General features: G+C 68.7%; 12 protein-coding genes. 10 read left to right on the top strand and 2 right to left on the bottom strand.

Going from position 1 to position 12967, the window contains the following annotated elements; genetic code table 11:
• From LzC2_RS10275 to LzC2_RS22830, 5 genes are all read left to right on the top strand, one after another.
• Window positions 1-449, top strand: a 449-nt coding sequence (locus LzC2_RS10275) for a YkgJ family cysteine cluster protein (protein ID WP_315854618.1), incomplete at its 5' end; no start/stop codon positions are given.
• An 80-nt stretch (window positions 450-529) separates the two neighbouring features.
• A complete protein-coding gene (gene hisS, locus LzC2_RS10270) occupies window positions 530-1876 on the top strand; it encodes a histidine--tRNA ligase (RefSeq protein ID WP_171186534.1) in 1347 nt (448 codons plus the stop codon).
• Between the two features lie 34 nt (window positions 1877-1910).
• Entirely contained in the window at window positions 1911-2408 is a 498-nt protein-coding gene (locus LzC2_RS10265) for an HYExAFE family protein (RefSeq protein ID WP_171186532.1), read from the top strand.
• Window positions 2409-2457: 49 nt separating this feature from the next.
• Window positions 2458-2583: a hypothetical protein gene (locus tag LzC2_RS22595; RefSeq protein WP_261345229.1), complete on the top strand. Its 126-nt coding sequence runs from the start codon at window positions 2458-2460 to the stop codon at window positions 2581-2583.
• On the top strand, window positions 2564-3775 hold the full coding sequence (locus tag LzC2_RS22830) for a beta-ketoacyl synthase N-terminal-like domain-containing protein (RefSeq protein ID WP_171186530.1): 1212 nt from the start codon (window positions 2564-2566) through the stop codon (window positions 3773-3775). Before LzC2_RS22595 ends, LzC2_RS22830 begins: the two co-directional genes overlap by 20 nt.
• 9 nt (window positions 3776-3784) lie before the next feature.
• Here LzC2_RS22830 and LzC2_RS10255 read toward each other — a convergent pair whose 3' ends face one another.
• Both LzC2_RS10255 and LzC2_RS10250 read right to left on the bottom strand, forming a co-directional pair.
• Entirely contained in the window at window positions 3785-5299 is a 1515-nt protein-coding gene (locus tag LzC2_RS10255; protein ID WP_171186528.1) for an HD-GYP domain-containing protein, read from the bottom strand.
• A gap of 152 nt (window positions 5300-5451) precedes the next feature.
• On the bottom strand, window positions 5452-6465 hold the full coding sequence (locus tag LzC2_RS10250) for a zinc metalloprotease (protein ID WP_171186526.1): 1014 nt from the start codon (window positions 6463-6465) through the stop codon (window positions 5452-5454).
• Between the two features lie 194 nt (window positions 6466-6659).
• Here LzC2_RS10250 and LzC2_RS10245 point away from each other — a divergent pair, with 194 nt between their 5' ends.
• The 5 genes from LzC2_RS10245 to LzC2_RS10225 all read left to right on the top strand — a co-directional run bounded on the left by LzC2_RS10245 (window position 6660) and on the right by LzC2_RS10225 (window position 12937).
• Window positions 6660-8360, top strand: a complete 1701-nt coding sequence (locus LzC2_RS10245; RefSeq protein WP_171186524.1) for a hypothetical protein — start codon at window positions 6660-6662, stop codon at window positions 8358-8360.
• Window positions 8357-10099: a fatty acid CoA ligase family protein gene (locus LzC2_RS10240; protein WP_171186521.1), complete on the top strand. Its 1743-nt coding sequence runs from the start codon at window positions 8357-8359 to the stop codon at window positions 10097-10099. The genes LzC2_RS10245 and LzC2_RS10240 overlap by 4 nt, the downstream gene beginning before the upstream one ends.
• Window positions 10096-11148 carry an NAD-dependent epimerase/dehydratase family protein gene (locus LzC2_RS10235; protein ID WP_171186519.1) on the top strand — a complete coding sequence of 351 codons (1053 nt, stop codon included), beginning with the start codon at window positions 10096-10098 and terminating at the stop codon, window positions 11146-11148. Before LzC2_RS10240 ends, LzC2_RS10235 begins: the two co-directional genes overlap by 4 nt.
• 98 nt (window positions 11149-11246) lie before the next feature.
• A complete protein-coding gene (locus LzC2_RS10230) occupies window positions 11247-11945 on the top strand; it encodes an OmpH/Skp family outer membrane protein (protein WP_171186517.1) in 699 nt (232 codons plus the stop codon).
• Window positions 11946-12019: 74 nt separating this feature from the next.
• Window positions 12020-12937 (top strand): UDP-3-O-acyl-N-acetylglucosamine deacetylase, encoded by a 918-nt coding sequence (locus LzC2_RS10225; protein ID WP_171186515.1) that lies wholly within the window; start codon window positions 12020-12022, stop codon window positions 12935-12937.
• The last annotated feature ends 30 nt before the right edge of the window (window positions 12938-12967 follow it).

Raw genomic sequence — 12967 nt, 5'->3', positions numbered from 1 at the left:
CTCCCCTGCCCCGCGATCAATTCCCCCCCGGGACCGAGGCGTGCGACCACTGCACCGCCCGGTGCTGTCGGTACTTCGCGCTGCCGATCGAAACGCCGACGACCCATCGGCAGTTCGACTTCATGCGGTGGTACATGGTGCATGGGAACTGCTCGATCTTCGTGGAGGACGACGACTGGTTTCTGACCGTCTTCGGCGACTGCGAACACCTCCTCCCCGACCACCGCTGCGGCATTTACGAGACGCGCCCGGACATCTGCCGGTCCTACTCGAACGAATCCTGCGAGTACGATGGCGACGGACGCCACGAGCGTCTGTTTGAATGCGCGGAGCAACTCGCTGAGTACGCCGAAGCGGTTCTGCCGCCGTCCGAACGGGCGAAGGCCCGCCCCGCCAAAAGCGCCCCGAACCCGCCGGCGCTGCTGCCGGTCCTGTCCTCCGTCCATTAACCTCAACCCGGGGAGCGCGTCGCCCATCGGCGACGACGAACCGGGTTCCTGCTCCAGCGATTAGCGCCCTGTCCCGCGACCTGATCAAACCGCAGACCCTCCGCGGCTTCCGCGATCTGCTGCCCCCCGCTGCCGCGCTGCGGGAAGCGGTGACGGCTCATGCGAAGGAGGTGTTCCGCAGCTACGGCATCGGCCCGATCGATACGCCGGCGCTCGAATATGCGGAGATCCTGCTCGGCAAGGGCGGCGACGAAACGGACAAGCAGACGTTCCGCTTCACCGACCAGGGCGGTCGCGACGTGGCGATGCGGTTCGATCTGACGGTCCCCTTCGCCCGCTTCGCCGCCCAGCACGTCGGCGCCTTGGGCACGCCGTTTAAGCGGTATCACATCGCCCCCGTCTGGCGTGGCGAGCGGCCGCAGAAAGGCCGCTACCGCGAGTTCGTGCAGTGCGACTTCGACACGATCGGCGCCACCGGCGTCGCCGCGGACGCGGAGACCGTCTGTGTGATTCACGATCTGGTCTCGCGGATCTCCCGGCAGGTCGAACCCTCCTGCGGCGAGTTTACGATTCGCCTGAACCACCGCGGCGTGCTGAACGGCCTGCTGGACACGCTCGGACTGCGGGAGCGGGCGACGGACGTGCTGCGGACGCTCGACAAGCTGCCGAAGGTCGGGGCGGACGCGGTGCGGGCCGAATTGATCGCCCTGCCGGAGGCTGGTGAGGAGGCCGCCGCCAAGCTGTTGGAGTTCGCCGTCCTCTCCGGCGACGCGGCGGAGACGTTCGCCGCCGCCCGGCCATTGCTCGGCGGCAGCGAGATGGGACTCGCCGCGCTGGACCGGCTGGCGACTGTCGTTCAGTTGGCCGTCGACGGGGGGTGCGAGCCGTCTCGGTTGGTCGCAGATCTCTCGATCGCCCGGGGTCTCGACTACTACACCGGGGTGATTTTCGAGACGTTTCTGACGGACGACCCGAAGCTGGGCAGCGTGTGCAGCGGCGGGCGGTACGACGACTTGGCCGGGCTGTACACAAAGCAATCCCTGCCCGGCGTGGGGGCGAGCCTGGGCGTGGATCGACTGCTCGCTCACTTGGAGGAGAAGGCGGGCGACGCCGGCGCCCGGCCGAACGATCCACGGGCCGTCTTCGTTCCGCTGCTGAGCGAAGAGCGCCTGCCGGAGGTGTTCGCGCTGGCGAACGATCTGCGGACAGCAGGATTCCTCGTCACCGTCGCCCCCGAGACACGCGGTCTGGGCAAGCATCTCAAGTGGGTGACCGGTCGCGGATTCGGCGTGGCGGCGATCATCGGCGACGACGAAGCCGCCGCCAGCACGGTGACCTTCAAGGATCTCGCCGAGCGGGAGCAATGGACCGTCGCCCGCGCCAAGGCCGCCGAACGGTTGTCCGAATGGCGGTCCGAGAAAACCTGAACGACGAACCGGCCCCCTGACCCCGGAGACTGCGGTGGCGATTCGCTCGAACCACTACGACGCCGCCTTTGAGCAGTACCTCCGCGGTCGACGGGTACCGTACGTCGCGGTGGACGAACAGCGGCGGGCGTTGGCCGCGGACGCCTCGCTGAAGTCCTTCGACTTCATCGTCTCCCGCCCCGGCGGCGGATCGTGGCTGGTGGACGTGAAAGGCCGCCGGTTCCCGACGGCCGGCGGCGGGCGATGGGAGAGTTGGGCGACGGCCGAAGACGTCGAGTGCCTGTTGAAATGGGAGACCGCGTTCGGCCAGGGCAGCCGATCGGTGTTGGCGTTCGCCTATGACCTCGCGGAGGGGGAGACGGCGGGGTACGACGAGCCGCTAGTCTGGGGCGATCGGCGGTATGCGTTCTTCGCGGTGACGGCCGCGGATTACGCCACGGCGATGACCAGTCGCAGCGAATCCTGGGCGACGGTGCACCTGCCGCGGGCCGATTTCGAGCGGCTGCGGGTGCCGTTCGACGACTTGTTGTAGGATGTCGCCGTTCCGCCCGAGAGGCGCCCCGCCCGAACCCGTCGCGCCGATGCTCGCTCTCCTCCCGCCGCTCGCCCAAGTTGCCGGCCGGAACCTGATCCTCGAGGGGCTGGTCGTCTGCGTGATGATCGGTGCCGCCCTGTTCGCGGTGGGCCGTGCCAGTCGTCGGGGGTGAGTCAGTTCGAGGCGGATGGCCGGCGGTCGTCGTGACGGGGCTGGGGTTCGGCGTCGGTCGAGACGTGGACCCGTGGGCGAACCTGCTGGACGGTCGTTCGGAGGTGCAGGCTGTCGATCTGCCCCTGCTGGGCAAGCCCGCTGCGGGGGCCTCGCCGCGATTTGCGAACCCCGAGTTGTCCGGTTCGGCCGCGATGATGGCCTCGGCGGTGGACCGTGCGCAGAGAGATTCTCTCGGACCGCTAACCGAGCCTTGGGATCCTGAGCGATGCCGCGGCAGGTTTGAGGACGAACGGTGCGGTTGGGTGCTTGGCGTCAGCAAGTCCGACCCCGCCGGGTGGTGCGACGACGCCTCGACCGACTGGATGTTCCCCGGCCTCTCGATTCAACCGCCGGCAGAGCCTCGGGGGCCGCGGATTACTCCGGTCGCGGCCTGTGCCACGGGGGTCGTCGCGGTGATCCGCGGCGTGGAATTGATCCAACGCGGCCTCTGCGACCGCGTCGTGTGCGGGGCGGCGGACGCTTCGCTGCATCCGCTCGTGCTGGCCAGCTTCGCCCGGCTTGGCGTGCTGGCGAAGCCGGGCGGCGATCCTGCGACCTGCGTGCGGCCGTTCGACGTGGGCCGGAACGGCTTCGCGATTGGAGAGGGCGCCGCCGCGTTCGTATTGGAACGGGCCGACCTCGTTTCACCTGGAACCTCCTACGCCACGATGACCGGGTCGGCGATCGCTTCCGCGGCGGTCAAACTGACGGACGTCGACTCCACGGGCGACCCGGTGCGTCGGGTGCTGAGGGAATGCACCGCGGGCGTTCCGCCGGATCTGCTGGGACTGCACGGGACCGCCACCCGGGCGAACGACCCCGCCGAAGCGGCCGGCGTGCGAACGGCGTTCCAGAATGGCGCCGCGATCGCCGCCTTCGCCAGCAAGGGGGCGACCGGGCATCAGTTGGGGGCGGCCGGAGCGATGGAACTGGCCTTCACGCTGCTCGCCCTGCGGGACGGGATCGTCCCGCCGACGGTCAATCTGCGACAGCAGGATCCGGCCTGCGGATTAAACCTCTCCCCGGATGTCCGGCGGGCATCGCTGCAGACCGCGGCGAAGGTGTCGCTCGGCTTTGGCGGGACGGTCGCCGGTGTGGCGCTCCGGCGAGGCGATCGACTGCCGTCCCCGTCTTTCGCGACGACTGAGTAAAGGGTCTCGCTAGCGGATCGTAAATCCGACTGAGAGACGCCTTTTCGCGCGAGCCGCTAAGCGAGCCGCAGAATCGTTCGGGCTGCTCCACAGGGTGCGCAGCTCTTCGGCGCATTGGAAGTACGCGTCGATGACCTCCGGATCCCACTGTTCTCCGCGGCCGTCTTTGAAGATTGATTCGATTCGCTCCAGCGGCATGCCGTCACGATATGGCCGATTGCTGCCCATGGCGTCGTAAGCGTCGGCGACCGCCATAATTCGGGCCATCTCCGGGATGCCCGAACCAGCCAGGTTGTCCGGGTAGCCGGACCCGTCGAAGTTCTCGTGGTGGTGGCGGACGCCGGGGAGGATCTCGTTCAAACCGCTGATGCCCGCGAGGATCTCGTAGCCGATCACGGGGTGCTGGCGGATCTGCGCGAACTCCTCCTCGGTCAGCTTGCCGGGCTTCCGGAGGATGCCGTCGTCGATGCCGACCTTGCCGATATCGTGCAGCAATCCTGAGAGGTAGATATTATCCAAGTCGGCCGGGCGGAGATCCAGCTGACGGCCGAGACGGTGCGCGACGACGGCGACCCGCTCGCTGTGGCCGCGGGTGTAGGGGTCGCGGGCGTCGAGGGTTTGGACCAGGCCGAGTACGAACTCCAGCATCATCTGCTCTTTCTCGCGAAAGAGCGCTTGGTTCCCGAGGTGCGTCGCCAGCATCGCCGCCACGACCTGAAGCAAGCTGCCTTCCACCGAACCGAGTTCGGCGCCGCCCTCTGCGTTGCCGCAGATGATCCAGCCGAAGTGCATCTGCCCCTGTCGCACCGGGGCGAGGGCGATGGACGTGGCGCCCCGTAACGGCAGGGAGGAGCCATTCAGCAGCAACGGCTTCGACCAGTCGTGATCCGCAGCCGCGTTCACGAGCTGCTCGATGCGGAGCTGGTCGAAGAGAGGCTTCCCATCCGACTGAAGTGCGTCACCGCCCAGGCCGCTCAGCAGCACGGCGGCCGCGTCGACGTCGGTGGAGCACCGGGTCTGCGAGACGCATTCGTGAGCAAACGCCGCGGGATCCTGGGTGACCTGCATCAGCCCGGTCAGCCGGTGATACAGGGCGATTTCTTCATAGCACTGGCTCAGTTGCTCCGTGACCTCCTGAAGCGCCGCCTCGCGCCCTTCCGACCGAGATTGCTCCGCCGCAAGCGCCCCGCTGAGAGACAGGAATCGAGAAACGGCCGCGGCCGGGGCGATGGAGGAACTCGCGTCGATCGGCAGGAGTCCGGCGGCCGCCGCTTCCGGCCCCGTTTCCGGCAACGGAAAGTTGACGCCCAACACTCCGGGGGCGACCTCTTGAACGGACAGCGCTCGGGGGACGCCGGCCTCCGTCAGGTGCGGGACGAGGTTCAGGCCCGTCCGCGTCGCATGGGCGGACAGGGCGGAAGCGACATCCGGAGGGATATTCCTCCGCTGGCGAATGGGGGGGGGAGCGGGATCAAGAACCGGCATTTGAATTTCACCGAGAACCGGCGTGAGAAACGAACCCATGAGCCTGCCGGAGGAATCAAGGAGCCGACCGGACCGTTCGGTCCCGAAACCAGTATTTGAACCGCTGCTCTCGTTGATTCTTCCGGTAGCAACGCCTGTGGGGCCGTATTGGCGATCAACGCCCGCGGGGCCGCCATGGCTGTGGCGACCGATCAGGACCCCGCCGGCCCTTGTCTGAGCCGGGCCGCGGCTCTCGTGAGAGTCCGTCGCTCCGCTGCGGTGAGCGCCCGCTCGCCCTCGGCCGAGATTTTGCGGAGCAGACGATCGACCTCCAGCGCTTCGCGGCGCTGCTCGTCGCGTTCCCGCTCGCGGCGGGCCTCTTCCCGCTGGCGGCGCCAATCGGCCAACGATCCCGGCGCTGCCGCCGCCTGCTCGTAAGCAGCCGTCTCAAATTCGTCCTGGCCGCTCGCGGCGGACGACTCGTCCGTTTCGTCGCGTTCGAGGCTCGTGTATCCCGCGGAGAAATCGTAGCCGAGGAACGTATCGTTCTCGCGGGGACGGGGAGCCGGCCTGGGCCGCTGGCGACGTTCCCGGGCGGCGAGCATGACGGCGGCGGCGGCGGCGGCGACCCAGGCGGACCCGATCGCCACCGCCAGGAAGAGCCACAGCACGCCGATCAGGTGGGTCAGCCCCGCCGCTGCCAGATCCGCCGCGTGAGGTCCGGAGCGATCGGCCCAAAAATCTCGCACCGCTCGCCCGGATGCCAGCGGCCAGGCGGGCAGCAGGTTCGCGCCGGTCACGACCGCCGCGGACAGCAGGAACGCCGCCGCGATCGTCGGTTCCGGCTCCAACGCGACCGGGGCGCCGAGGGAGCGCACGACGCCCCAGAGCGCCCCGCACACGACGAGACCCGACGCCGGCACGCAGAGATGAACCCAAGGCGGCCGCGTCGGCGTGGCCTCCGGCGATTCCAATCCGCCCAACGGCCAAAGCAACAGGTCTCGCACCGGCGCCCCGAGGCGGGCCGAGACGACGCAGCGGACGGCCTCCGTACAAGCCGCGGCGAGCAAAAGACCGACGGCCACGGCCGACCCGACCGCCAAATCGCTCGTGCGAATCGCCGCGGCGATTCCCGCCAGCGGTACCAGAACCGACACCCGGACCGTCGTCCCGCCCCACCGACCGGCGGGGATCGTCCAGCGGAGAAGGCCGTCGCGAAATCCCATCGGCGGGCCGATCGGGACAGAGGAGTGGGAACCCGACGAGTAGTTTACGCCGCGGCGCGGGGCCGCTCAAACTGAAGTCCGGCCCGCGGCGAGGAACCGGGGTTCCACCATCAGGAGAACCGCCTGATTCGGGGTGGAACGATCGGAACGGACGCCGGTACGATCGCTGATTCGTCCCCCCGCACCGGTCGCGCATGTCCCGCTCTCCCCGCCCGTCCCGGCTCGTTCCGGGTCTCCTCGCCCTCCTGCTGTGCTCGGCCTCCGCGTCGGCACAGGACGGGAAGGTCGAACCGCCACAGGTGCTGTTCGAATCGGCCGGCGGCGCCCGGGTCCTCGGAGACTTCACCCAGGCGATCGATCTCGCCGGCGAGGCCGGCGCGTCGCAGAAGCAGGGGCTGCTCGACCTGCTGGAGGGCTTCCTGGTCGGCGTCGATCCGGAGGCGCCGGTTCGCGTCGAACCGCTGACGAAGACCAGCCCGACGCGGTATCGCATTTTCGTGCCGGTTTCGGACCGCCGAAAGTGGCAGCAGGACAACCTGAATTACGCCAGCGGGATTCCGTCGCGGGAGATCGCGGGGCAGAAGGACCGCTACAAGCTCGGCTTCGTCCGCAACGCCGCCTTCGACGGCTACATGGAATACTACCCCTCCGAGAGCGGACCGGAGTACGCGGTCATCGTCGAGCAGCCGGAGGATCTGCCCCAGTCGGGCACGACGTTGAAGATCGGCGCCCTGTTGAATGCCGATCAGGACGCCGCGTTCCTTTTGCGGAACAAGGTCGGCGGCGAAGACGCCGTGGCGCGACGCTGGGAGCGGGTCGAGGAAGCGGAGAAGGAACTGCTTTCGACGCTGCAAATCAAAGCCGACGAGACGCCCGAAGAGTTTGATCTGCGGAAGACCGGCGCCGGCATGCAGATTTCGGCGATCGGCCGGTTCTACGCGGAGGCGTCCGTGATCTTTGCCGGCGGCAGCGTGCCGGACGGCGGGATCGGCGCGGTGTCCACGATCGTGTTTCAGCCGCTCCCCGGGACGGAATCAGCGGAGGCCTTGGCTCAGATCGGCGAGCGGCCCGCGCGATTCGCCGGGGTTCCCTTCAATGAAGAGGCGAATTTCTGCGGCCAAACTCGGTTCCCTGTGACGACCAGCGAACAGGCTCGCATGAAAAGCCTGTTCGAGAAGATGCAGGCGTTGCTGAACGCCCGCACGAAAGCCGCGAACCTGCCGGAGGCTCAGGAGACGGCCCGATTGGAAGCCTTCCAACGGATGTTTGATCTGGCGAACGGGGTCACCTCCGAAGGCCTCGTCGAAGCGATCGTCGAGACGGTCACGGTGGACGGGAAGCGTCGGGTCGTCGGCGCGGTCGGCCTCCCCGAGGGATCCGACGTGAAGCCGGCGCTGGAAGCGTTCGTCGCCTCCCGCGAAGGCCGGTCGGCGGAATACGGCGTCGCGGAGGTGGCAGGCGTGAGTCTCCATCGCTTGACGCTGGACGACACGTTCGCCGGGTACGTCGAGGATCTGATCGGCACGAGGGAGATCTGGATCGGCACGGCCTCGAACGCCCTCTGGTACGCCGCCGGACCGGGCGCCCGCGAGGAACTGGAATCGCAGGTGACCGCCGCCGCCGCGGGCGGCGAGGCGAGCGACGAGTTCCTGCGGATGACCGCGGCCCCCGCCGGCGCCGCCAAGCTTTTGGAGAAGGTGGAGGGCGGGGAGTACCCGGAGTACCGCGCGATCGCTCGGGAGGTGCTTGCCGCGTGCAACGGGCGGATCACCGCGACGCTGCGGAAGGATGAGGCCGGGTATGTCCGCGGTCGGGCGATCGCCCCGCGGTGCCTGCTGATCCTAATGGGCCGCCTGATCGCGGAGATCTCCGAACGCGAGAAACTCGCCGGATGAGTGTCGCCCCGCCGGCCGCTGGTTCGTCGGCCGTCGGTCCGTCCGCTGCGGAACAAAACGTCGGCGCCGGGGGCGTCGCTTCGGTCGCCGACTTGCTGCGGCGCGCCGCGGCCGACCGCCCGGAGTCGAACGCGGTTCTCACTCCGCGCGGCCGGGCCGGCGACCCCGCGCGGGACTACGACTGCCTGACATTCGCACAGCTGGACGCCGCCGCGGACCGGTTCGCCGCGGCGTTGGCGTCGAGGGGCGTGCGGCCTGGCGATCGGGTTGCGTTGATGGTGCGGCCCGGCGGACGCTTCGCGACGGCCGTGTTCGGAACGCTGCGGGCGGGGGCCGCTGCGGTGCTGATCGATCCGGGGCTGGGGGTGCGGGGAGTGCTTCGCTGCCTGCGAGAAGTCTCGCCGATCGGGTTCGTGGGGGAGCCGATCGCAGTCGTCGCGGCGCGGGCGATCGGGCGCCTGGGCGGGGTGCAGGTCTGGGCCTCGGCCGGCGCCGCCGTCCCCGGAGCGGTGGGCTGGGAACGATTTCTTTCGTTCGGAGCGAAGGGCTTTGTCCCGCCCACGGTCGAACCAACCGACGCGGCGGCGGTCATCTTCACCTCGGGCAGCACCGGTCCGGCGAAGGGCGTGGCCTACGAGCACCGCATGTTTCTGGCTCAGATCGAACAGTTGCGGGCCGGTTACGACCTGCCGCCGGGCGAGGTCGACGTGCCCGCCTTCCCGCTGTTCGCCCTGTTCGATGTCGGTTTGTCGGCGACGATGATCGTCCCGCGGATGCATCCCTCGAAGCCCGCGCAGGTGCGGCCGGAAGAGATCCTGGGGCCGATCCGCGAGCACGGCGCCACCCGCGCGTTCGGCTCGCCGGCGTTGTGGAATCGCGTGCTGAAGTACGCCGTCGACCGGGGCGAGACGCTGCCGTCCGTCTCGGCGTTGCTCAGCGCGGGCGCCCCCGTGTCTCCCCAAACCCATGAGTGGGCTCGCGCGGTTCTGCCTGCCGGCGCGCAGCTTCACACGCCATACGGAGCGACGGAGGCGCTGCCCGTCTGCACGACGGGCACGGACGAGGTTTTGGGCGAGACCGCCGCAAAAACCCGGGCGGGCGCCGGCACCTGCGTCGGTCGTCCGTTCCCCGGCGTGACGCTCCGCATCATTCAGGAAGAACAAGGCCCGATCGACCGTATCGGGCAGGTGCGAGATCTGCCGGCCGGGGAGATCGGCGAGGTCGTCGTCTCCGGCCCGGCCGTCACGCGGGAGTACGTCGGCAGTCCCGAGCAAACCCGACGAGCAAAGATCGCCGACGACGATGCGCCGAACGGCGTTTGGCATCGGATGGGCGACGTCGGCTACCTCGACGACCGCGGGCGATTCTGGTTCTGCGGTCGGCAGGCACACGTCGTGCGGAGCGAGGCCGGTCCGATTTATCCGGTGCGGGGCGAAGCCGTTCTGAACGAACACGCGGCGGTCAAACGGACGGCGATCGTCGGCGTCGGCCCCGTCGGGGCGCAGCGGCCGGTCGTCATCGTCGAATGCGAATCGGGGCGGCGAACCGCGACGCTACGGGATGAGTTGAGAGAGCGAGCCGCGACGACGGACGTCATCGGTCCGGTCGCGGCGGTTCTGTTCCGTCGGACGCTGCCGACGGACGTGCGGCACAATACGAAGATTGATCGCGCGGCCCTCGCGGTCTGGGCGTCGAAGGCGCTGGCCTCCCCGCTCCGCCGACGGATCACGCGGGCGTGAGCGAGTCGCCGTCGCCCCCGGGATTAAAGCTCGTAACCGGCGGCGGCGGCCTGCTGGGCGGAGCCGTCGTGCGGCGACTGCTCGACGCGGGGGCGGCGGTTCGTGTGCTGTCGCGTCGCGCGTTGCCGGAACTCGAAGCGCTGGGCGCCCAAATCGCCCACGGCGATCTGGAGGATCGCGATTCCGTCCTCGCCGCCTGTCGAGACGTGCAGGCCGTCGTGCACAGCGGGGCGCGGCCGGGCATCGACGCGCCGCTGCGGCAGTTCCTCGGACCGAACGTCGCGGGGACGAGGCATGTCATTGACGGCTGTCTCGCTCAACGCACAACGACTCTCGTGCATGTCTCTTCGCCCAGCGTGGCGTTCGACGGGACTCCGCACGACGGCGCTGACGAGCGGCTCCCGCTGCCGATCCGGGGGCTGGCGAGCTATCCGCACTCCAAGCTGCTTGCAGAACGGGACGTACTGCGCAGCGACCGCACGCGCGGCCTGCGGACCGTCGCGATTCGACCCCACTTGATCTGGGGGCCGAACGATCGGCACGTGCTGCCGGCGTTGGTGTCGGCTGCGAAAGCGGGCCGCATCCCGGCGATCTCCGGAGCCAATCCGCTGATCGCGCCGACGTTCGTTGCCAACGCGGCGGCGGCGATCGTCCATGTGTTGTGCGAGTTGCCGCGTCGAGCAGAATTGGCGGGGCAGGCGTACTTTCTGAACGATCTCCCGCCGGTGCGGCTCCACGATTTCGTGGCCCGCGTCGCGGAGGAGGCCGGGCTGACTCCGCCGCAGCGACGCGAGTTGCCCGGACCGGTCGCCACGGCGGTCGGCCGAACCGCGACCGCCGCGTGGCGGGCCCTGCGCCGCTCCGGGGAACCGCCGCTGTCCGCCTTTACCGTCGCTCAGTTGCGCGTGCCGCACTGGTATCACATGGACGCGCTGCGCCAGTTCGGCGATTGGGACACGGTCGAACCGGACGACGCCTGGCGGCTCACACGGCCGTTTCTGCGAAAGTTAGCGGGAGAGAAAACCGGCGGCCGGGACGACGCGGGTTGACGGCGTGCAACGGGGCGTCTTAGACCCCGCGGACTCAAACGGCCGCCGCACCCGCGATTCGGCCTCTCGCACACGCACTTCGGCAAGGACGCCCGGCCGTGACCGCCAAACGATTTCTCATCCCGGCCGCAGCGGCGGCCGCCCTCGCCTTCACCGCCCTGCCCGCTCAGGCGCAGCAGGCCGCTGCGAAGACCGGCCCCGTCGCCGTGATCGACATGGCGAAGGTCTTCGCCAACTACGATAAATTTGAGGACGTTCGCGAGTCTCTCAAGAACGAGATCAAGACCGAGGGCGCCAAGGCCGAGACGCTCGCCGCGAAGGTGCAGTCGCTGCAGGCCGTTCTGCAGGCCGGCACGATTTCGCAGGAGTCCGAGGAGTACCTCACCAAGGCCGTCGAGCTGAAGAATGCTCAGACGAACCTGCAGGCCGAGCAGATGCGGATCAGCCAGCGCTTCATGAAAAAGGAAGCCGAGCTGTACAAGGAAATCTACCGGGACGTCACCAACATGGTCAAAATGTGGTGCGAGCGGAAAGGTTACTCCCTCGTGATCCGCTTCAAGTCGGAGGGCGTCGAGGAAGCTTCCCAGACCGGCGACATCCTGCAGGGCATGAACCGTTTGGTCGTCTACCACACGCCGCAGGACGACATCACCGATACGATCATCTACGCCCTCGACAAGACCTACGCCTCCACCAGCGGCAAGCCGATCCGCGACCAGGAGAAGCTCGCTGCCGAAGCCCAGGCTGAAGCGGCCGCCGCTCGCTCCGCCGCCGCCGCCCCCGGCGTGACTCGGTAGGCTTCGTCGATCGCTGGATTCCGTTCAGCCGGCGGGCCCTCGGGGCCGCCGGCTTTTCTCGTCACCCGTCGACTATGCCGCGCCTCCAGACCACCCTCGCCGCGGACGCCGAGGTCTCCGGCATCGCGTTCTTCACCGGCGGCGACGTCCGGGTTCGATTCTGCCCGGCCGAGGCGAACACGGGCGTGTTGTTCGTGCGCACCGACCTGCCGGGGGCACCGAGCGTCCCGGCCACGATCGACCACGCCGTCGAATTGCATCGCCGCACCGGCGTGAAGCGCGGCGACGCGGAGGTGCAGCTCACCGAACACGTTCTCGCCGCCCTCGCCGGGCTGCGAATCGACAATTGCCGCATCGAGATCGACGGCCCGGAACTGCCGGGGCTGGACGGCTCCTCGCTCGGCTTCGTCGAAGCTCTTCAGTCTGCCGGGGTGCGTGAATTCGACGCGGTCCGGTCGATGCTCAGCGTCCATCGCTGGGTGCGGGTCGCGGAGGGGGATGCGGAAATCGTCGCTCGCCCCCCAGAGGGACACGGCGCCGCCTCGGGCGGGCCGCAACTGGAGTACCATCTCGACTGCGGACCGAATCATCCCGTGGCTCCGCAGTCGTTCGCCGCGGCGCTCACGCCGGACCGGTTTGCGTCCGAGATCGCTCCCGCCCGGACGTTCATCGCCGCGGAGGAGATCCCGGTCCTGAAAGCCGCCGGTTATGGGGAACGCGTCGACGTCACGGACCTCCTGGTGTTCGAGTCGGACGGTTCGGTTCGGGGGAACGCCGCTCGATTCGATGACGAACCGAGCCGGCACAAACTGCTCGACATGATCGGCGATCTCGCGCTGCTGGGCTGCGATTTGGACGCTTTGGTGATCTCCCGCAAAGGGGGGCACGCTCTGAACCGAGAGCTTTGCCGGGTTTTGCGGATCGCGACGACCCGGGGGGATGCGTCATTGGCGGGAAGGATCGGGGTTTCCACAGGTTCGTCCGCAGCGTAAAACGCTGTCCCACACACGACCACGGCAGGA

The organism is Alienimonas chondri (assembly GCF_013036045.1).
GTDB classification, from domain to species: Bacteria; Planctomycetota; Planctomycetia; order Planctomycetales; family Planctomycetaceae; genus Alienimonas; species Alienimonas chondri.
The sequence above is the reverse complement of the archived record's forward strand: the minus strand, read 5'-3'. Positions and strand labels throughout refer to the sequence as shown.